This is a genomic window from Arcobacter sp. YIC-80, assembly GCF_044841725.1.
Classification (GTDB): Bacteria; Campylobacterota; Campylobacteria; order Campylobacterales; family Arcobacteraceae; genus Arcobacter_B.
Genome location: NZ_JBJBSI010000002.1, coordinates 203,902 through 223,823 on the forward strand (window position 1 = coordinate 203,902; position 19,922 = coordinate 223,823).

The window sequence follows — 19,922 nt, forward strand, 5'->3', positions numbered from 1 at the left end:
AAAACAGATATTTACCATTTTTTTGGTAAAATGTCTGTTTTATTAAAAAGGATTTTTAATGTATAAACTTTTATTATCCCTATTATTGGGTTCAACACTAAGTTTTGCTGGAGTTATTAATGCTGTCGCAATTACAGTAAATGGTGAGCCTATAACTCTTTATGATATAGATAAAACAATGGTTCAAAAAAATGTATCGAAAAATAAAGCTGTAAATGACCTTATTGATGAAATACTATTTGAACAATTAGTAAAAAAACACAATATCACAGCAGATGTATTTGATGTAAATAATTATATAGAAAAATTAGCATCTACAAATGGTATGGATGTCTACTCATTTAAATCTATTATTAGACAACAATATAGAGATTATGATGTTTTTGAAAATGAAGCTAAAAAAGCAGTAATTAGACAAAAATTAATTGATAAACTAGTAAGAGGTCAATTAAAAATTGCTACAGAAGAAGATTTAAAAATCTACTATGAAAACAATAAAAAGCAGTTTACAACAGCAAAAACAATAGAAGTAACACAATACTCATCAAAAAGTAAAAATGCTTTATTAAATACTATTAAAAACCCTTTATTAGTATCAAATGAAGTATCAAGAAGATCTTTAAGTTTAGAAAGTACAAAACTTAATCCACAAATGCAATTTCTTTTAAATAAAACTAAAGAAAAAAGCTTTACACCTATTTTTACAGCAAATAGAGCCTACAACACTCTTTATGTGTCAGATAAAAAAGGTACTGCTATTTTAGATTTTGAGATTGTAAAAGGAAAAATCTTTAATGATGTTATGAAAGTTAGAGAAAAAAAATACTTAAAAGACTATTTTGAAAAAGAAAGACTAACTGCAAATATAAAAATAGTTAGATAAATAGCAAATAAAATAGGAAAAAATTAAAAGGATAAAAACTTATGTCAGATATGTTTGAAGTAATTATTGGTTTAGAAGTACACGCTCAGTTAAATACAAAAAGTAAACTATTTTGTTCTTGTGCAACAAGTTTTGGAGAAGAACCAAATACTAATGTATGTCCAACTTGTTTAGGACTTCCAGGAGCACTTCCTGTATTAAATAAAGAAGCTGTACATAAAGCAATTATGCTAGGAACTGCTTTAAAATCACAGATTAATCAAAAATCAATTTTCAATAGAAAAAATTACTTCTATCCAGATTTACCAAATGGATACCAAATCTCTCAATTTGAAGTACCAGTTGTGGGACTTGGTGAGTTAGTTATTGATTTTGAGGATGGAACTTCTAAAACTATTGGTGTTACAAGAGCTCACTTAGAAAATGATGCAGGTAAAAGTATTCATGCAGGAAATGAATCTCATGTTGATTTAAATAGAGCTGGAACTCCACTACTTGAAATCGTATCTGAACCAGATATGAGAAGTGCAGAAGAAGCTATTTTATACCTTAAAAAACTTCACTCAATTGTAAGATATTTAGGTATAAGTGATGCAAATATGCAAGAAGGTTCATTTAGAGCAGATGTAAATGTATCTATTAGACCAAAAGGTGATGATAAGTTATATACAAGATGTGAAATCAAAAATATGAACTCATTTAAATTCATTGAAAAAGCGATCAAATACGAAGTAAATAGACATATTGAAGCGTGGGAAGATGGAATACATGACACTGAAATAGTACAAGAAACAAGACTATTTGACCCTGAAAAAGGTGAAACTAGATCTATGAGAGGGAAAGAAGACGCAGCTGATTATAGATATTTCCCAGACCCAGATTTATTACCTGTAATTATTACAGATGAAATGATGGAAAAATATACACAAATTCCAGAACTTCCAGATGAGAAAAAAGCTAGATTTGTAAATGACTTTGGTATCAAAGAGTATGATGCATCAGTTATTACTGCAAACTTAGAGACTGCAAACTTCTTTGATGAAATGATGAAAGAAGGAATTACAGGTAAAACAGCAGCTACATGGCTAACAGTTGAATTACCTGCAAGATTTAGTGAAGGAATGACACTAGAAACTTCTCCTGTACAAGCTAAAAAATTAGCTCAAATTGTAAAAGCAATTGAAGATGGAACAATCTCAGGAAAAGCTGCAAAAGAAGTTCTTGATTTCCTAATGGAAAAACCTGAAAGTGAAATAGATGCAGTGATTGATGAACTTGGATTAAAACAAGTATCTGATGATGGAGCTATTTTAGAAATCATTGATGGAATTCTAGCAGCTAATCAAGATAAAGTAGAACAATACAAAAGTGGAAAAGATAAACTATTTGGATTCTTTGTAGGACAAACTATGAAAGCTTCAAAAGGTAGTGCAAACCCACAAAAAGTAAATGAGCTATTAAAGCAAAGATTATCGTAAGAAAGGCATAAATGAAAGGTTCAATAGCAGTAATTGGGGCAGGTAAGTGGGGTCAAGCCTTACACTTTGCACTATCTCAAAAACAACAGTGTTTAATCACATCAAGAACAAAAAGAGATATTGAAAACTTTGTTGATTTAGATACTGCTTTGAAGTGTGACTATCTTGTAATAGCAATACCAGCTCAAGAAATTAGAGCATGGTTAAAAGATAATTTCAAATTCAATAAGCACAAAATTTTAGTGGCATCAAAAGGTATAGAAGCAAGCTCAGGAGAGTTTCTAAATGAGATTTATGCAGATTTTGTACCAGAACAAAACATAGGATTTATCTCAGGGCCATCTTTTGCAGCTGAAGTTATAAAAGGTCTTCCTTGTGCTTTAGTTTTAAACTCATCTTCAAAAGAGCTTTATGATGAGTTTGAGCCATTTTTTCCTAACTTTATAAAAACATACTACAGTAATGATGTAATAGGTGCTGAAGTTGCAGGAGCCTATAAAAATGTACTTGCTATTGCTAGTGGTATTTGTGAAGGTTTAAATCTTGGAAAAAATGCACAAGCCTCACTAATCTCAAGAGGTTTAGTAGAAATGCAAAGATTTGGTAAACACTTTGGAGCTAAAAAATCTTCTTTTGTGGGTCTAAGTGGAGCAGGGGATTTGTTTTTAACTGCTAGTTCGACTATGAGTAGAAACTTTAGAGTAGGTCTTGGTCTTGCAGAAAATAAAAGTTTAGAGACTATTTTAGAAGAACTTGGGGAAGTAGCTGAGGGTGTTAAAACAAGTGAAGCTATTTATAATCTATCTTTAAAACATGAAATCTATACACCTATAGCAAAGGAAGTGAAACTAGTACTTGATGGGAAAAATCCCTTAGATAGTTTAAAAGACTTATTAAGTAATTAATAGTTTTTTAACACTTCTTTACTAAAATATGCCTAATCAAAAAAGAAAAACGGCAATCATGAACTTACAACTACTTATAATATCTTTTTTATCAATAAGTGCGATTCATTACTATTTATTTAGTATGGAAATACCACAAAATAAAACAATACCCATCAAACAAGAAATTATAAAAGAGCATAAAGTAAAACTCCAAATGGCTCAAATACAGAAAGTTATGCCAAAACCTGAAACAATTATTGAAAAAACTATACAAAAACAAATAATTAAAAAAGAAGCTATTAAAAAAATTCCCATTAAAAAGAAAACTATAAAGAAAAAATCAAAAATAAAGAAAGTTAAGAAAAAAATTCAAAAACCTATAGAAAAAATAGTAAAAAAAGAACCTATTAAACAAACAAACAAAATAGTAAATCCTCAAAAGCAAGTAAATAAACAAAAAATAAAAGAAGAACAAAATAAACTAAAAACACAATATTTATATGCCTTAAGAGCTAAAATAAATGAAAATAAGCATTATCCAAGAATATCAAAAAGATTAAAAGAACAAGGGATATCAACTATATCTTTTAGAGTTTTAAAAAATGGAAACTTTATCAATATAAAAATATCTAAATCAAGTAAGAAAAAAAGACTAGATAAAGCTGCTTTAGATGCCATAATATCTACCAACTCATTTATTCCTTTTTATAAAAAAATAAATGTAGCTTATATGGATATTACAATACCAATAGAGTTTAAAATACAATAAGGAAAGCCCATGCAACACTCACTAATTGAATATATCCATCTAGGTGGCTATGTTATGTATATTTTAGTATTTTTAAATATAGTAGGTCTTACTATTTTACTTTGGAAGTTTATTCAACTTCAAGTTGAAAAAAGAAGAGCACAAAAAATAGTAACAAATATCTTCAATGAAGTTCAAAAAGAACACTCAACAACGTTTATTCACTTAGAAGATGAGATATACAACAAAGCCTCTAAATATTTACTTTCTTGTGAAAGTGGTATGAATACAATCAAAATTATAGCTACTATTGCTCCTATTTTAGGACTTTTAGGAACTGTAATAGGTGTGCTTTCATCTTTTGAAACAATAGCTGCAACTGGTTTTTCAAATGGAGCTAACTCTTTTGCTTCAGGTATTTCCCTAGCACTTATAACAACTGTAGGAGGGCTTATCGTTGCACTTCCACACTACATAGGATACAACTACCTTCAAGGTGCTTTTACAAAGCTAGAAGCTAAATATGAGTCTTTAATCGTACATAGGATAACTCGTGAGAAGATTAGTTAAAAAAAGAGAATTAATCTCAATGGATTTAACACCACTAATTGATGTGGTGTTTTTACTTCTAATCTTTTTTATTGTAGCAAGTGAATTCAAAAAAAATGAAACTATTTTGAACCTTAGCCTTCCTGCTTCACAAAGTAGTTCACAAATTGTAAAAAAAGAAGAGATAGTAATAGAAATTTCAGAAGACAAATTAGCTTTTAATAGTAAAGAAATAAACTTTTTAGAACTTGAAGAAAGCCTAAGAAGTATGGATAAGAAAACAGCTTTAATAGTTAGAATAGATAAAGAAGTAAAATATGAAAGAGTTGTAAAACTACTTGACTTATTAAATAAACTCTCACTATCAAATCTTTTACTAGTTACAAAAGAAGATAAAAAGTAAAATTCTTTTACAATAAGTTTATGCAAACAATTCCTTTAATAAACTTATTGTATTTACTTTTGCCACTTGTTATAGTTTGGTACTTTTACAAAGCATGGGTTGGTAATCAAACAGAGATTCTATATGCAACTATTAGAATGGTTATACAACTTCTAGCAATTGGCTATTTACTTTTAATACTTTTTGAAAATAAACATATCTATATGGGAATAATTGTTTTATCTTTTATGCTTATTGTATCAACTTGGATATGTATTAGAAACCTAAGAACCAAAACAAAAAATGAATATTTATATATTTTTATTGCATTTACTATTTCAAGTATTATTCATCTAATACTTATACTCTATTTCGTATTACAGTTAGAAAATATTTACGAACCACAGTATGTAATACCACTTGCGGGAATGATCTTCGCAAACATTATGAATGGCCTATCTTTAGCTATTGAGAGATACGAAAGTGATTTTGAAAGAACAAAAGATTTTATAAGTTCAAGAAGAGATGCTTTTAAAGCTTCAATGATACCACAAATCAACTCACTATTAGCAGTAGGATTAGTATCACTACCTGGAATGATGACAGGTCAAATCCTATCAGGAGTTGACCCTCTAATAGCAGTAAGGTATCAAATCATGATAATGTCAATGCTTTTATCAGGAACAGGACTTAGTATAGTTATTTATTTTCTTCTAAAACAGAGAGACTTAATTAAGAGTTAAATTTTTCCTTATGTATCTCACCCCATAAATACATCTGTTTTAAAATAGGTTTTAAACTCTCTCCATATTTGGTCAAAGAGTATTCAACCTTTGGAGGAACTACTGGATAGACTTCTCTATGAACTATTCCATCCTCTTCTAATTCTCTTAATTTTTGAATTAACATCTTTTGTGTTGTTCTTGGAAGAAGTTTTTGTAATTCATTAAATCTTTTTTTCTCACTTCTTAAGTACCACAAAATTAAGATTTTCCATTTTCCTGCAAGTACATCAAGTGCCGTTTCTACTGGGCATTTATCAATACTTTGTTCTATATTTTTATCTATTTTTTTAGTCATTTTAATACTCCATAGTATCTTTTTAGTAAGTACCTATCTTTTTTGTTAGTTCTTGCTCTTTAGATATATTTTAGCTAAACTTTTAAAAATATCAAAACTAAGGATTAATATATGAAAGCATTAGTTGTAGAAAAAATAGCAGATAAAGAGTTTAGTACAGAACTTAGAGAAGTGTCTATGCCAAAATGTGAAGATAATGAAGTAATTATTAAGGTTAATTATTCGTCATTAAACTATAAAGATGCATTAAGTTCAGTTGGAAATCCAGGAGTTACAAGAAACTTTCCACATATTACAGGTATTGATTTAGCTGGAGAAATTCATGAATCAAAATCTCCAATTTTTAAAGCAGGAGAAAGAGTACTTGTAACTGGTTATGATTTAGGAATGAATACAGATGGTGGACACGCACAATATGCAAAAGTACCAGCTTCTTGGGTTGCTAGAACACCTGATTCAATTTCAGATAAAGATATTATGACATTTGGTACAGCAGGTCTTACAGCAGCACTTTCAATCAATGAATTAATTGATAATGGTATTAAAGCAGAAAGTGGCTCTATTTTAGTTACAGGAGCAACTGGTGGAGTTGGATCTATTGCTGTATCTATTTTAAGTAAAGCAGGGTATAAAGTAGTTGCTATTTCAGGTAAATCAGAAAAAGTTGATTATTTAAAAAGAATTGGTGCTAGTGAAGTTATATTAAGAGATGAATTCAATGAAGAAAGCTCAAAAAGACCTCTTTTAGGTGAAAAATATGCAGGTGTTGTGGATACAGTTGGTGGTGAAGTTTTAGCAAACGCTTTAAAACTTATCAAATATGATGGTGTTGCTACTTGTTGTGGACTTACATCTTCTCATGAGTTAAATACAAATGTATTCCCATTTATTTTAAGAGGTGTTAGACTAATTGGTATTGATTCTGTTGAGTGTAAATTAGAGAAAAAACAAGCAGCTTGGGAAAAGCTAGCTAGTAAATGGAAAATTGAAAATCTAAAAAATATAACAAATGAAATAAGTTTAGATGAAATAAAAAAAGCCTATGAACAGTTACTTGAAGGGAAAGCTGTAGGAAGATACGTAGTTAAAATTAGTGATTAAAATAATTAATAGTAAAATTTGCTATAATATCGCTAATAAAATAAAGTATAGGGATATATAATGCAACAATTTTTAGAAGAGGCTAAAAAAGCTAGCCGAACTATTGCGAACCTTAGTACAAAAACAAAAAATAAAGTACTAAATGAAATGGCTGATGCATTAATGGCACATTGTGATTATATCGTAGATCACAATAGAAAAGATATGCATGAAGCAAATATGAATGATTTAAGTGAAGCCTTACTTGACAGACTTCTTCTTACAGGAGAGAGAGTTGAAGCAATGGCAGAGGCGATTAGACAAATTGCCTCACAAAAAGAACCTGTAGGAAGAATGCTTGATGGATGGGTTACAGAAGATGGACTTAACATTCAAAAAGTATCAATTCCAATTGGTGTAATTGGGATTATTTATGAAAGTAGACCAAATGTTACATCTGACACAGCAGCACTTTGTTTTAAAAGTGGAAATGTTTGTGTTTTAAAAGGTGGTAAAGAAGCTCAATATTCAAATAAAGCTATCGCAAATGTTTTAAGACAAGTATTAGCAAAAAATAAACTACCTGAACAAGCTGTTTCATTACTTCCTGATTCAAGTAGAGAGGGTGTAGCTAAACTTATCAAACAAGATAAATATGTAGATTTAATCGTACCAAGAGGTGGAGAAACACTTATAAGATATGTAAGTGAAAACTCATCAGTTCCTGTAATCAAACATGATAAGGGACTTTGCCATATTTATATTGATAAAGATGCTGCTCATAATAGAATTATTGATATTGCACTAAATGCCAAGGTTCAAAGACCAGGTGTTTGTAATGCCATGGAAACACTACTAGTTCATCAAGAAATTGCTCCTTATATTTTACCTGGACTTTATGACGCATTTATGGAGTATGGAACTGAACTTAAAGGGTGTAAAGAGACTGTTAAACATCTTGATATTCAGTGTGCTACACATGAAGATTATGATACAGAATATTTAGCAAATATTTTAAATATTAAGGTAGTTGAAAATGTAGATGAAGCTATATCGCATATTGCGAAATATGGTTCTGGTCATTCAGAAGCTATTTTAAGTGAAAATTATAGTGTTGTAAATAAATTTTTAGACAATGTAGACGCAGCTTGTGTATATGCAAATGCGAGTACAAGATTTACGGATGGTGGAGCTTTTGGACTAGGGGCTGAAGTTGGTATTTCTACAAATAAACTTCACTCAAGAGGGCCAATGGGTATAAATGACTTAACTACATTTAAGTACAAAATTTATGGACAAGGACAAACAAGATAATGTCAAAAAAAGTATATTGTGTTGCTTCATTTAAAGCAAAAGAGGGAAAAGACAAAGAACTAATCGAAGTTCTACAAGCTTTAGAGCCTAAAACTACAAGAGAAGATGGATGTATTCAATACATAGTTACAAAACATTTTGAACATCCAAATGCTATGGGAAAATCTTTTCCTATAGTTTTTAATGAAATTTGGGCTTCAAATGAAGCTTTTGAAGAGCATTGTCAAAAATCATACATCACAGAATTTTTTGAAACTCACTGCGTAAATCCTAATGGTTTAGTAGAAGATTTCAATGTATGTGTTTATACGGATGAAGTAAACTAAATTAAAACAAGAAACTACAAAACTTTGTAGTTTCTTATTTTGAAGTCATAATCTCATAACTAATATATTTTGATATTTGTTTTATTTGTTCTTTTGTATATTTACTCATCTGATAATTCATTGCTAAAGATTTAATTTGTTTATTTTTATATGCAAAAAGTAGTGTTTCAATCTCTTTTTCACTCATATCTTTTACTAATCTTTCTCCATCTGTTGAAACATTCCACTTTTTACCATGACAGGTCTTACAATCTTCAACAAGCATATATCCTTGAGTTATAAATTCAGAAGAAGGTTTTATATCTTTTGCTATTTTATCATAACAAGCTAATCTTTTTTTTGAGCCTTCAAAAGATGAACACTTTTCTATTTCTTCTTTTAGAGAAAGAGAAAAAGCAAAGGAAAGTAAAACTAATGATACTACTAAAATCCTCATTTTTTACCTTTGAGATAAAGCTAGTTTAATTCCTAAAGAAACTAAAACAATAGAAGTTAAAATATTCATATACTTTACAATACTTGGATTTTCCATAAGTCTTTTACTTAATAAATTCCCAGCTATTCCAATACTTGAAAAGACAATTATAGTTAATGCCATAAAAATAGCACCTAAAAGTAGCATTTGCATAGGTATATTCCCTGCTTGTGTATTTACAAACTGAGGAAGAAAAGCTAAAAAGAAAATAGATACTTTTGGATTTAAAATATTCATAATAAAACCTTTAAAATAAAGCTTTTTAAGCTCTTTTGTAGAGTTTTGAATACTTAAATCAAGTTTTTCATTTCTATATTTAAAGGCTTGATATGCAATATAAAGTAAATAAGCAGCACCTACAAACTTCACAATATTAAAAGCAAGTTCTGAAGTTTGGAAAATAACTGATATTCCTAAAGCAGCAGCAGATGTATGGATAATAAGACCTGTTGCTAAACCTAAAGTAGTAACAATCGCGGCTTTCTTACTTCTTGTCATACCTTGTGTTAGCACATAAATATTATCAGGACCTGGTGCTAAACAAAGTAAAAATGAAGCTACTATAAACATATAAATTTCTGTTATTTCTATCATAAAAAAAGCCTTGCTTTATAAAATTAATGTGAAATTATATCTAAATAATGGAAAAAAGTTTTTTATACCACCAAATGAACACCAATTCCTAATAAAATTTTTTAAAAGGAGTTTTTATGAAATATACAAATAAAAGATATCTTACTTATTCTATTATAAGTATTGTTGTTTTTATTTTGCCATTTATTAAAATTAATGGTAACCACTTATTGCTTTTATCTTTTGAAAAAATGCAATTTCATTTTATGGGATTTGCTTTTAATGTAAATGAGCTTTATATAATGCCATTTTTATTAATGTTTTTATTCATAGGTATTTTTGCTATTACATCTATTTTTGGTAGATTATGGTGTGGTTGGGGCTGTCCTCAAACAATTTTTAGAGTTATATATAGAGACTTAATTGAAACAAAACTATTAGGATTAAGAAGACATAAAAATAAGCAAAAAGATATTGACTATTCAAAAAAATCAAATCAATTTAAAAAATATCTAGCTATTTTTATTTGGGGGGTCTTATCTTTAGTTGCTGCATCTAACTTTATGTGGTATTTTGTTCCACCTGAAGATTTCTTTGCATATTTACTAGATCCTATAAATCACTCTATATTAATAATGTTTATTCTAAGTATTGCCATGTTCTTAATCTATGATATAGTGTTTATGAAAGAGAACTTCTGTGTATATGTATGTCCTTATTCAAGAATTCAATCAGTACTTTATGATGATGATACAAAACAAGTTGTTTATGATACAAATAGAGGTGGAGAGATCTACAAAAACAATGTTAAATCTATTTTTAAAATGAAAGAACTTGATAAAAACGATGAATGTACTACTTGTGAAGCCTGTGTTAAAGTCTGTCCTACACATATTGATATTAGGAAAGGTTTACAAGTTGAATGTATCAACTGTTTAGAATGTAGTGATGCTTGTGATACTGTTATGGGTAAAATGGGTAAAAAATCACTTATTAACTGGGGGAGTACAAATGAAGTAATAAAAAAGAAAGAAACATCAATCTTCTCTAAAAGAAATATGGCATATTTTATTTCTTTACTTTTATGTATTGTACTAACTGCTTCTTTTGCATCAACGAAAGAGTATTTTTTAGTAAACATAAATAAAACTACAAAACTATATAGCATAAAAGATGAAGGAAAAGTTTCAAATAATTATATATTTACTTTCCATAATACTAGTGATAAAGCTTATACATTTAATCTTGAAGCAGAAGATGAAAACTTTTATATTAAGAGATTTAAACCTTTTAAACTAGAAGCAAATAAAAGAGTAAAAAAAGTTGTGATTTTAGAGACTAAAAAGAGACTTTTTATCTCTGATAAAAAAGACACTGCTTTAAATATAAAGTTAAATATCACAGCTCTAGAAAATAAAGAAGCAAAACAAACAAAAGAATTATCTTTTATTTATCCTAGAAACTCACTTTTTAAATAAAATTATGCAATTTGCTGCTAATTTTTAATTCACTTAGAATATTTTATCAAAATGAAAAAATATTCTAAGTTGAAGATAAATATTAACAGTTTTTAATTATTTATTAATTACTTATTAATTACAATAAAATAAATAATTCAAAAGGAATAGATTGTTAGGAATTATACTTGATTATGATACAAATAATCAAAAAGGTTATATTTCATCAAATAATGAAAGGTATGAATTTCATATTAAAGAGTGGAAAAATAAAAATCAGATGCCTAAAAATGGTGATGAAATAGATTTTATTTTAGAAAACGGTATTGTTAAAGACATCTACCATATTTCAAATATCTCAGGAATAAAAAATACAGGATTGATTCAATCAAAAGAAACGCCTGCTATTGCTATTATAAGTTTAATTTTTGGAATTCTTGGATTTATGGGCTCATGGTGGAGCTTAGGAATTCCTTCTATTGTAGCAGTTGTTACAGGACATATTGCAAAATCTATAATATCAAAAAACGAAGAAACAATGACAGGGAAAGGACTAGCAACTGCTGGTTTAATTATGGGTTATTTCATAATTATTGTTTATTTACTAGTAATTACTTTTCTAGCTTCTGCACTTTCATTGAATTATTAAAACATAAAGGAAACAAATGACAGGTAAAATTTTAAATATTGATACCGAAACAAACTCTGGCGTTATATCTGCACAAGATGGTAATAGATATAATTTTAACATTTCAGAATGGAAAACTAATAATAGACAACCAGCAATTGGATTAGAAGTTGACTTTACTATTCTTGATGAAATGGCTAATGAAATTTATTTAATAAATCAAGCAGTAGCAGATTTTGATGTTGAACATCAAGCAAAAGGAGCTTTTAATCACTATTTAGATGCTTTTAGAAATTATGCTACTTTCTCAGGAAGAGCAAGTAGAAGTGCATTTTGGTACTTCCAATTATTTAACTTCATTATGGGAATATTAATTACTGTTGTAACAGCAGTAATTCCAATCTTTGCTTTTGTATCTTTAATTTATTCTTTAGCTGTGATAGTACCAAGTTTTGCACTAGGAGCAAGAAGACTACATGATACAGGAAGAAGTGGTTGGTGGCAACTGTTAATTCTTATTCCACTAATTGGTATTATAGTATTAATTATATTTTGGGCACAACAAACAAAACAAACACAAACAAAATATGATCTTAACTAAAATCATATTTTAATTGAAAAAAGCAACTTAATTTGCTTTTTCCAAAAAGAGGGTAAATAAAGCTCCTTCTTTTTGGTTTATTACTTCTATTTTTCCTTCAAAACTATCTTCTATTATTTGCTTTACTAAATAAAGACCTATACCTAAGCCTTTATCTTTTGTAGTATAATAAGGTTCAAAAATTTTATTTATATTTTTTATACCACCTGCATTATCAGCTATTTTTATTACTACCTCAGCACTTGATGAAACAAGTTCTAAATTGATTTTTGGTTCTTCTAAGTTGATAAGTTCATCTTTTGAATTAGTTAAAAGAGATAAAATCACTTGTGACAATTCATTTGAAATACCAAAAACTTGCATATTTTCATTTGATTTTATAGTAAAATCCAATTGAATATTGTGTTTTTTTAAATCTGGCTCTATTATAGTTATAGCTTTTTGTATTGCATCTTTTACAAAAAAGTTTTCTTTATTTTTTGAAGGAGTATAAAAGTCTCTAAAATCTTCTATTGTTTTTGATAGATATTGTAATTGTTCATTTGCTTGCTGTGTTTTTTTATAAAAAAACTCTTCATCCAACCTATTGTTTTCATATCTTTTTTTTAGGTTCATTAAAATATAAGAAATATTATTTAAAGGTTGTCTAAACTGATGGGTAATATTTTGAAGCATCTGTCCTGTTTTGGCAAGTTTTGATTGCTGAAAAAGCATTTCTTCATAGTTTCTACTTTGTAATTTTAAACTATTATATCTATATGCCACAGACATAGTAAATAAAACAGCTTCAATAGCAAAAGCTACTAAAACTAAATCCATATAACCATTTGTAGTATAAAAGCCTTTAAAGTCTCCTACAAAAAGGATTAAACAAAAAACTGACCAACCTAAAACATAAACTAAAGTTGGTTTAAAACCTTGCTTTAAATTAAAAATCACTGATATAAATAAAACAGCATAAATAATAGTATAAGGCAAATACTCAAAAAGCATATAATGATAAAAAGCTGTAAGAATAACTATATTTAATAAAAAGGTATTTAATAAAAGCTCTTTATAATTTGTGATACTTGGTAAAAACTTACCTTCATAAAAGTTTATAGCAAAAACCAAAGCACTTAAACTAGCAATAACTAAAGCTAACTCTTGAATAAAAACACTTATTTCAAACAAAGCACTATAAGCTACTATAAACACTAAAGAAGCTACTTGCATTATGCAGTAACTTATATAAAATATTTCTCTTGAATATATATACCTAATCAAAGTATAAACTATTGTCATCAAAACAATACCAAAAGTTATACCATAAGTTAAAACAAGAGCTAAATCATACATCTATTTTATAACCCACACCCCATTGATTTGAGATAAACTCTTTAGGGATTTTTGTCTTTAGATTTTTTACTAAAGTTTTTAAAGCATCTTTACTCATAGAGTCATCTTTCCAAACATAGTTTTCAATCTCATTATAAGTTACATATCTATTTTTATTTTTAAGAAGTAAAAAAATAAAATCAAGCTCTTTAGCTCTTAACTTTATAAGCTCATCATCTTTAAATAAACTCAAATTAAACGTATCAAAACTATAGTGTTCATCTAGCTTTATTATATTTGACGTGTCATCATTTAAAGCATTTATACAAAGACTAAGTGCCTCATCAAACTTCTTATCATCTATAGGCTTTACTAAGTACTTCACAAGCTGTAACTCAATAGCCTTAAATAAATAGTCCTTATCACAAAAAGCAGAGATTACTATAACTTGTACTTTCTTATCTTTTTTTCTTATTTTTTGTATAAACTCTAAACCATTTAGCTTTGGCATTTGAATATCAGTGATTATAATATGAGGTTGTTCTTTTTCATAAAGCTTTAAAGCCTCTAAAGCATTAGAAGCTTCAAATACAAAATCAAAATAGTTTTCTAAATACTCAACACCATTTTGTCTTGCTATATCATCATCTTCTACAAATAAAACTTTTATATTTTTAGTATCAATATTTTGCATATTTGTATTATATCTTAATTTCTTTATGATAAAATCCAACTATGAGAGAATATAAAACACAATCTAAAGAGATTATTTTAACAACAACGATTGATACGCCATTAGGACAAATGTTTGCAGCAGCTTCAAAAAAAGGTATTGTGATGTTATGTTACTTCACACCTTTTAATATTGAAGCTAGAATAGATACATTAAAAAAAAGTTTTGATGTGGATGTTATCCCATCAAATTGTGAATATTTTGATATGCTAAGAGTACAACTTGAAGAGTACTTTAACAACAAAAGAGAATGTTTTGAATTACCTATGCAATTAGTTGGTACAAACTTTCAAGTACAAGTTTGGAAAGAGCTTCTAAAGATTCCCTATGGAAAAACTGCTACTTTTGAACAAATAGCCTCACAAATAGAAGGTCTTAAATCTAAAAAAGCACTAGAAAGCCCATGTGCTCAAAATATGCTAAATATTATAGTTCCTTGTCATAGAGTAATGAAAGAAGAGGGTATTTCAAATATCTATGCAGGTGGAGATAGTAAAAAAGAGTTTTTACTTAATTTAGAAAAGAAAAATTATTAAGAAGTGAAGAATTGATAGATAAAAATATTTTTAGACAGTATGATATTAGAGGAGTTGTAAATAAGCAACTTACAAAAGAAAATACAAAACTTATAGCTTATCATTTAGGTTTACAAATACAGAAAAAAAGCTGTGAAAATGCCTATGTCGTAGTAGGGTATGATATAAGAAAGCATTCAAAAATGCTTTTTAACTCTTTGATTAGTGGTCTTAATGCTTCTGGCTGTAGAGTTTTAAACTGTGGCTTAGTCGCAACTGGAGTTAACTACTTTGCGTCTTTTCAAACTTTTAAGATAAAAAAGCAAAAGATAAAACCAAATGCTTCTATTATGATTACAGGAAGTCATAATGCTAAAAAATATAATGGTTTTAAAATTACAGTAAACAATGAACCTTTTTTTGCAGATGATTTAATAAAAGTTTATAAACAAATCAAAAAGAATCCCGATATTAAAATCAAAAAAGATTTAAGTTATGAAAAAATCAATGCAAGAAAGTTGTATGTAGATTATATGGTTAAACAGTTTTCACACCTACAAGGCTTTAAAGAAAAGTTTGCCATAGATTGTGGAAATGGCGTTGCTAACACTGTTATTTGTAAGATACTTGATAGACTTGATTTAAAATACAAAGCACTTCATACCATCCCAGATGGAAACTTTCCAAACCATCATCCAGATCCATCAAAGGAGAAAAACTTAGCTAGTTTAAAAAAACTTCTAAAAAAAGATACCAACCTTGGCTTTGCTTATGATGGAGATGCAGATAGAATTGCAGTTCTTACTCAAAAGCATAATATAAAAGGAGATACCTTAGCTTATCTTTTCTCAAAAACTATGAAAAACCCTGTGATTATAGGAGAAGTTACATACTCTCAAAATATTTTTGATGAAATAAACAATCATGGTAAAACCGTTATGGATAAAACAGGTTACTCAAATCTTAGATTAAAACTAAAAGAGCTAAATGCAGACCTAGCAGCAGAAGTATCTGGACATATTTTCTTCAATGACAGATATTATGGTTATGATGATGCTATTTATGCAACACTTAGGGTATTAGAACTTGTATTTAAAGGTGTAAATCTTGATAAAGAGATACAAAAACTTCCAGGTGTTTATACAAGTGCTAATATAGAAATGTTTATAAAAGAAGATATAAAATTTGATTTAATTAAAAAACTAAAACAAAAAATAAAGAAACATCAAAGAGGTTTTCCTATAATAAAAGACATCATAAAAGTTGATGGTATTAGAATAGTATTTGAGTATGGATGGGCATTAGTAAGGGCTTCAAATACTGAACCCAAAATAGTTACAAAATATGAAGCTACATCTCATGCTACAGCTATTAGCTACCAAACAGCAGTTGAGAATTTAATAAAAGAGGTATTAGATGAACTTAATTACACTTCAAGTTAAAACAAGTGAAGATTTTCAAAAGAATTTAGAGCATTTAAAAAGTTTGATTTTACAATGTGAAGAAAACTCTATTATTTTAGCACCAGAGATAGTTCTTAGTGGATTTTGTTATGCTAGAATGGAGGAAGCCTCGCAATTTAGTATAAAAGCTATAGAAGAGATAAAAGAACTAGCTATTAACAAAACTATAGCTTTGACTTTTATCACTAAAAAAGATGATAAATTCTACAACACTTTATATGTATTCCATAATCAAGAGATTTTACATACTCAATCAAAAGTAAAACTTTTCCCTTTAGGAAATGAACTAGAGCATTTTGAAGCAGGAAAAGAAGAAGATATAAAAATCCTTGATATAAATGGTTTAAAAGTAGCCACTTTGATTTGCTTTGAGCTTAGATTTCCACAACTTTGGGAAAAAGTAAAAGGTGCTGATATTATTTTAAATCCAGCTATGTGGGGTCTTAAAAGAAAAGACCACTATGAAACTATCTCAAAATCCCTTGCACTTGTAAATCAATGTTTTGTAATAGCAAGTAATAGTGCAGATGATAATATGGCAAAGGGAAGTGCTATTATCTCACCTTTTGGAAATATGTTAAAAGATGATGATAAAGAGATTATCAAAGTAAATGCCAATTTAAGTGAAATAAAAAAAGTTAGAAAATATATAAATATAGGATTAGATGAAAATGAGTAAAATAAAATCAATTATCTTTGTTTGTCTTGGAAATATCTGTAGATCTCCAATAGCTCAAGGAGTAGGGCAAAGATACGCAAAACAAAACAATTTAGATTTAAACGTTCAAAGTGCAGGAACAGGTGATTGGCACATAGGTGAGCCTCCTTGTGAAAACTCTATAAAAGTTTGTAAACAAAATGGTCTTGATATTTCAAAACAAAGAGCACAACAAGTAACTATAGAAGACTTAAAAAATTATGATTTAGTTGTAGCTTTAGATGACTCAAATATAGCAAATCTTAAAAAACTAGGTGCTAAAAATGTCTTAAAACTAGGAGATTTTGGATTTGACGGACAAGATGTACCTGATCCATATTTTTTTGAAGGATTTGAAGGTTTTGACAAAGTTTATGAGATGATTGAGATTTGTGTAGAAAACCTAATTAAAGAAAAATACTAAAAGATAGATTTTTAATCTATCTTCATAGCTTCTTTGATTTCTTCGAAAGATATACCATTTCTTTTAGCCATTAAACCCATGTTTACTATTCTTACGATGTGATTTGGTATATTTTTGTATGTTGTAAAAGTTGTAGCTTTTACACCTATATTTTCTGCGAAACTCTTCTGAGAAGAGAAGCCTATTTCTCTAATTGTTTTTTTAAATTCTCTTTTTTCCAATTTTTATAACTCGTTAAAATTTTTTCGGAATTATATTCTTAAAAGCTAAATACTAGATTAAATTAAGGCATAATCCTAGTAATTTATAGTAAGAATTTGACAAATAATAGTTTTTTATATATAATGCGCGCCAAAATTAAGTGAAAATAAAGGAGACCTTTAATGAATTTGAAAATAATTCTATTTGTTTCACTGTTAATTAGTAGTATCTTTGCAAATAATTTTAACCCTTCAAAACTATCAAAAGAAGATATTAAGATGTTAAAAATGATTAAACAACAGGGTGAAAAATATGGTTTAAGTTACTCTTTAATGGCAATTGCAATAAAAGAGTCATCTTTAGGTAAATACCTTGTAAACGTAAATAGTAAAGACTTTGGACTATACCAAGCAAACATAAAAACTGTTATAAGTAGAGCAAAAGTAAGAGACACTTCATGGAATAGAAATAGATATGCAATGAAGTTAATTTCAGACTTTAGTTTTGCTACAAAAAATGCAATTGCTGAGTTAAAATATTGGAAGAAAGTTCACAATAATAATTGGCGAAGAGTATGGAGTAGTTATAATGGTGGTTGGAGTTATAACTCAAAAAGAGCTAGAAAATACTCAAGAGATATTGCTTCAATTGTTAGAAAATTAAAAAAAGCAAATGTTTAAAAACTTTTAAATATAACTAGAATCTAGTTATATTTAATCAACTTCTACTTCCTTATCTTCAACTTTCTGAGAATAAATCGTTTCTTTTCCTGATGACAAAATCCTAGCTTGATCTACCCACTGATATTTCTTAACACAACCTGGCAATTGAAGAAACTCTTCTATCCAATCTGCATTTTTACTTGTCCATTTTGCAATTTGATCAAAATGAAAAATACCAATATTATTTAAATCTTTTTCAATTTTAGAGTTTACACCTTTTATTTTTTTAAGATTATCTTTTCCTGCTTGTCTTGGACTTGATAAAATTAAAGGTTTATTATCTACACTTGAATTCTTCTTAAAAATAGGATTGATATTAGACCTTCTAGCATTTGGCTGTAAACTCGCACCGTCATCTATTCTATCTGTATTATCTACTGGTGGCGAATATGAAACTTTTGAGGCTCTTCCTAAAAAGAATCCTATTAACATTCCAATAAATGCTGCTATTATTAAGTTTACAACTATTAAAGAAGCTATCTCTAACATCAGTTTTCTCCTATTATATTAATCTCAACTCTTCTATTTATTTCTGATAAACCATTTTTATCATCTTTTGCTATTGGAAATTTTTCTCCATATCCAACGGCTTTTAATCTATCTTTATTTACTCCTAAAGCTATTAGTTTATCTTTTACACTATTAGCTCTATTTTGAGATATTCTTTGGTTTAAAGAAGCTCTACCTCTTGAGTCAGTATGTCCTGCAATTTCAACTTTTATATTTTCATTTTCCATAAGAAGAGTAGCTATTTTTTCTACACTTAAAGTAGATTCTTTAGTAATATCAACACTTCTTCTTTTAAAAACAATCTTATTTTGTTTTAAAATATCATTTATTTGTATTTGCAATTGTTCAGGAGTAGGCTTTTCTTCTATTTCTTCTATTTCTTCTTTTTCTTTAGTTTCTTCTATTTGCTCTTGTATTTCTTCTTGATTTATCGATTCTTCTTGACTTGATGTAAAATCTGTTGTTTCTTCTTCTTTATTATCTTTTGTTAGTTCTTTTTGAATAGCCTGTTCATCGACAATAATTTCTTCTTCTATGTTAATAGGTTTATTTGTAATCACTTCTTCTATGACTTCTTTATTTGAAGCATCTTTAAGTAAATCATCTTTAATCTTAAGAGCTTTTATTTTCATGTTTTCAATATATTTAGAAATAGATTGAGTATTAAAATTCATAAATAGTTCATCTGAGTTTAGCAAAGATTTTGAATATTTATCTTCAACTTTGCTGTAATCAAAACTAATTACAGTATAAAAAATAAATACGATTAATATAATTAATAATGAAAAAATTTTTGTACCCAATGACATATTTTGTTCCCTTAAAAAGGTAAGTTATTTAAAACATATATTATATATAAAATTTATAAAAAATAACTGT

The 19,922-nt window shown here is 28.0% G+C and carries 26 protein-coding genes; 18 read left to right on the plus strand and 8 right to left on the minus strand.

Going from position 1 to position 19,922, the window contains the following annotated elements; translation table 11 throughout:
- The first annotated feature begins 58 nt into the window (after positions 1-58).
- Genes ACH5BK_RS04975 through ACH5BK_RS05005 form a run of 7 tightly spaced genes read left to right on the plus strand, consistent with a single transcriptional unit; the run spans position 59 to position 5,670 of the window.
- Positions 59-883 (plus strand): peptidyl-prolyl cis-trans isomerase, encoded by an 825-nt coding sequence (locus ACH5BK_RS04975; RefSeq protein WP_404305050.1) that lies wholly within the window; start codon positions 59-61, stop codon positions 881-883.
- A 50-nt stretch (positions 884-933) separates the two neighbouring features.
- Entirely contained in the window at positions 934-2,361 is a 1,428-nt protein-coding gene (gatB, locus tag ACH5BK_RS04980) for an Asp-tRNA(Asn)/Glu-tRNA(Gln) amidotransferase subunit GatB (protein ID WP_404305278.1), read from the plus strand.
- 11 nt (positions 2,362-2,372) lie between these two features.
- The gene (locus ACH5BK_RS04985) at positions 2,373-3,266 is read left to right on the plus strand and encodes an NAD(P)H-dependent glycerol-3-phosphate dehydrogenase (RefSeq protein WP_404305053.1); all 894 of its coding nucleotides are present in this window, start codon (positions 2,373-2,375) and stop codon (positions 3,264-3,266) included.
- 58 nt (positions 3,267-3,324) lie between these two features.
- Positions 3,325-4,017: a TonB family protein gene (locus ACH5BK_RS04990; protein ID WP_404305055.1), complete on the plus strand. Its 693-nt coding sequence runs from the start codon at positions 3,325-3,327 to the stop codon at positions 4,015-4,017.
- 9 nt (positions 4,018-4,026) lie between these two features.
- Complete coding sequence (locus tag ACH5BK_RS04995; protein WP_404305057.1) at positions 4,027-4,566, plus strand: MotA/TolQ/ExbB proton channel family protein; 540 nt, start codon at positions 4,027-4,029, stop codon at positions 4,564-4,566.
- Positions 4,550-4,948 carry an ExbD/TolR family protein gene (locus ACH5BK_RS05000; RefSeq protein WP_404305060.1) on the plus strand — a complete coding sequence of 133 codons (399 nt, stop codon included), beginning with the start codon at positions 4,550-4,552 and terminating at the stop codon, positions 4,946-4,948. Before ACH5BK_RS04995 ends, ACH5BK_RS05000 begins: the two co-directional genes overlap by 17 nt.
- A 59-nt stretch (positions 4,949-5,007) precedes the next feature.
- Positions 5,008-5,670 (plus strand): ABC transporter permease, encoded by a 663-nt coding sequence (locus ACH5BK_RS05005; RefSeq protein ID WP_404305062.1) that lies wholly within the window; start codon positions 5,008-5,010, stop codon positions 5,668-5,670.
- Here ACH5BK_RS05005 and ACH5BK_RS05010 read toward each other — a convergent pair.
- Complete coding sequence (locus ACH5BK_RS05010; RefSeq protein WP_404305064.1) at positions 5,660-6,007, minus strand: winged helix-turn-helix transcriptional regulator; 348 nt, start codon at positions 6,005-6,007, stop codon at positions 5,660-5,662. The two genes, ACH5BK_RS05005 and ACH5BK_RS05010, sit on opposite strands and share 11 nt — an antisense overlap.
- 111 nt (positions 6,008-6,118) lie before the next feature.
- Here ACH5BK_RS05010 and ACH5BK_RS05015 point away from each other — a divergent pair, with 111 nt between their 5' ends.
- From ACH5BK_RS05015 to ACH5BK_RS05025, 3 genes are read left to right on the plus strand one after another with little or no spacing between them, the layout of a single operon-like run.
- Positions 6,119-7,108, plus strand: a complete 990-nt coding sequence (locus ACH5BK_RS05015) for a YhdH/YhfP family quinone oxidoreductase (RefSeq protein ID WP_404305065.1) — start codon at positions 6,119-6,121, stop codon at positions 7,106-7,108.
- 60 nt (positions 7,109-7,168) lie between these two features.
- Positions 7,169-8,401 carry a glutamate-5-semialdehyde dehydrogenase gene (locus ACH5BK_RS05020; RefSeq protein ID WP_404305067.1) on the plus strand — a complete coding sequence of 411 codons (1,233 nt, stop codon included), beginning with the start codon at positions 7,169-7,171 and terminating at the stop codon, positions 8,399-8,401.
- Positions 8,401-8,727, plus strand: a complete 327-nt coding sequence (locus ACH5BK_RS05025; RefSeq protein WP_404305069.1) for a putative quinol monooxygenase — start codon at positions 8,401-8,403, stop codon at positions 8,725-8,727. Before ACH5BK_RS05020 ends, ACH5BK_RS05025 begins: the two co-directional genes overlap by 1 nt.
- A gap of 34 nt (positions 8,728-8,761) precedes the next feature.
- On the opposite strand, the gene ACH5BK_RS05030 is transcribed toward ACH5BK_RS05025, so the two are convergent.
- Together ACH5BK_RS05030 and ACH5BK_RS05035 are read right to left on the minus strand one after the other, a co-directional pair.
- Entirely contained in the window at positions 8,762-9,163 is a 402-nt protein-coding gene (locus ACH5BK_RS05030) for a c-type cytochrome (RefSeq protein WP_404305070.1), read from the minus strand.
- Positions 9,164-9,166: 3 nt separating this feature from the next.
- Entirely contained in the window at positions 9,167-9,796 is a 630-nt protein-coding gene (locus tag ACH5BK_RS05035) for a LysE family translocator (protein WP_404305072.1), read from the minus strand.
- A 116-nt stretch (positions 9,797-9,912) separates the two neighbouring features.
- Between ACH5BK_RS05035 and ccoG the strand changes: the two genes are divergently transcribed.
- The 3 genes from ccoG (at position 9,913) to ACH5BK_RS05050 (ending at position 12,461) form a co-directional block, all read left to right on the plus strand.
- The gene (gene ccoG / locus ACH5BK_RS05040; protein WP_404305074.1) at positions 9,913-11,253 is read left to right on the plus strand and encodes a cytochrome c oxidase accessory protein CcoG; all 1,341 of its coding nucleotides are present in this window, start codon (positions 9,913-9,915) and stop codon (positions 11,251-11,253) included.
- A gap of 151 nt (positions 11,254-11,404) precedes the next feature.
- Positions 11,405-11,881 carry a DUF4190 domain-containing protein gene (locus ACH5BK_RS05045; protein WP_404305076.1) on the plus strand — a complete coding sequence of 159 codons (477 nt, stop codon included), beginning with the start codon at positions 11,405-11,407 and terminating at the stop codon, positions 11,879-11,881.
- Between the two features lie 16 nt (positions 11,882-11,897).
- The gene (locus ACH5BK_RS05050; protein WP_404305078.1) at positions 11,898-12,461 is read left to right on the plus strand and encodes a DUF805 domain-containing protein; all 564 of its coding nucleotides are present in this window, start codon (positions 11,898-11,900) and stop codon (positions 12,459-12,461) included.
- A 27-nt stretch (positions 12,462-12,488) separates the two neighbouring features.
- Here ACH5BK_RS05050 and ACH5BK_RS05055 read toward each other — a convergent pair whose 3' ends face one another.
- Both ACH5BK_RS05055 and ACH5BK_RS05060 read right to left on the minus strand, forming a co-directional pair.
- Positions 12,489-13,799, minus strand: coding sequence for an ATP-binding protein (locus ACH5BK_RS05055; protein WP_404305080.1), 1,311 nt, complete (start codon positions 13,797-13,799; stop codon positions 12,489-12,491).
- Positions 13,792-14,472, minus strand: coding sequence for a response regulator (locus tag ACH5BK_RS05060; protein WP_404305082.1), 681 nt, complete (start codon positions 14,470-14,472; stop codon positions 13,792-13,794). Before ACH5BK_RS05060 ends, ACH5BK_RS05055 begins: the two co-directional genes overlap by 8 nt.
- A 41-nt stretch (positions 14,473-14,513) precedes the next feature.
- Between ACH5BK_RS05060 and ACH5BK_RS05065 the strand changes: the two genes are divergently transcribed.
- The 4 genes from ACH5BK_RS05065 to ACH5BK_RS05080 are packed head-to-tail and all read left to right on the plus strand — an operon-like array spanning position 14,514 to position 17,610.
- Positions 14,514-15,047, plus strand: a complete 534-nt coding sequence (locus ACH5BK_RS05065; protein ID WP_404305084.1) for a methylated-DNA--[protein]-cysteine S-methyltransferase — start codon at positions 14,514-14,516, stop codon at positions 15,045-15,047.
- A gap of 11 nt (positions 15,048-15,058) precedes the next feature.
- Positions 15,059-16,468 (plus strand): phosphomannomutase/phosphoglucomutase, encoded by a 1,410-nt coding sequence (locus tag ACH5BK_RS05070; protein WP_404305086.1) that lies wholly within the window; start codon positions 15,059-15,061, stop codon positions 16,466-16,468.
- A complete protein-coding gene (locus ACH5BK_RS05075) occupies positions 16,443-17,168 on the plus strand; it encodes a carbon-nitrogen hydrolase family protein (RefSeq protein WP_404305087.1) in 726 nt (241 codons plus the stop codon). The genes ACH5BK_RS05070 and ACH5BK_RS05075 overlap by 26 nt, the downstream gene beginning before the upstream one ends.
- Positions 17,161-17,610: a low molecular weight protein-tyrosine-phosphatase gene (locus ACH5BK_RS05080; protein WP_404305089.1), complete on the plus strand. Its 450-nt coding sequence runs from the start codon at positions 17,161-17,163 to the stop codon at positions 17,608-17,610. Before ACH5BK_RS05075 ends, ACH5BK_RS05080 begins: the two co-directional genes overlap by 8 nt.
- A gap of 11 nt (positions 17,611-17,621) precedes the next feature.
- On the opposite strand, the gene ACH5BK_RS05085 is transcribed toward ACH5BK_RS05080, so the two are convergent.
- Positions 17,622-17,831, minus strand: coding sequence for a hypothetical protein (locus ACH5BK_RS05085; protein WP_404305091.1), 210 nt, complete (start codon positions 17,829-17,831; stop codon positions 17,622-17,624).
- Positions 17,832-17,993: 162 nt separating this feature from the next.
- Here ACH5BK_RS05085 and ACH5BK_RS05090 point away from each other — a divergent pair, with 162 nt between their 5' ends.
- Positions 17,994-18,491, plus strand: coding sequence for a transglycosylase SLT domain-containing protein (locus ACH5BK_RS05090; RefSeq protein WP_404305093.1), 498 nt, complete (start codon positions 17,994-17,996; stop codon positions 18,489-18,491).
- A gap of 33 nt (positions 18,492-18,524) precedes the next feature.
- Here ACH5BK_RS05090 and ACH5BK_RS05095 read toward each other — a convergent pair whose 3' ends face one another.
- Together ACH5BK_RS05095 and ACH5BK_RS05100 are read right to left on the minus strand one after the other, a co-directional pair.
- A complete protein-coding gene (locus ACH5BK_RS05095) occupies positions 18,525-19,022 on the minus strand; it encodes a hypothetical protein (RefSeq protein WP_404305095.1) in 498 nt (165 codons plus the stop codon).
- The gene (locus tag ACH5BK_RS05100; RefSeq protein WP_404305097.1) at positions 19,022-19,852 is read right to left on the minus strand and encodes an OmpA family protein; all 831 of its coding nucleotides are present in this window, start codon (positions 19,850-19,852) and stop codon (positions 19,022-19,024) included. The genes ACH5BK_RS05095 and ACH5BK_RS05100 overlap by 1 nt, the downstream gene beginning before the upstream one ends.
- Positions 19,853-19,922: the final 70 nt, after the last annotated feature.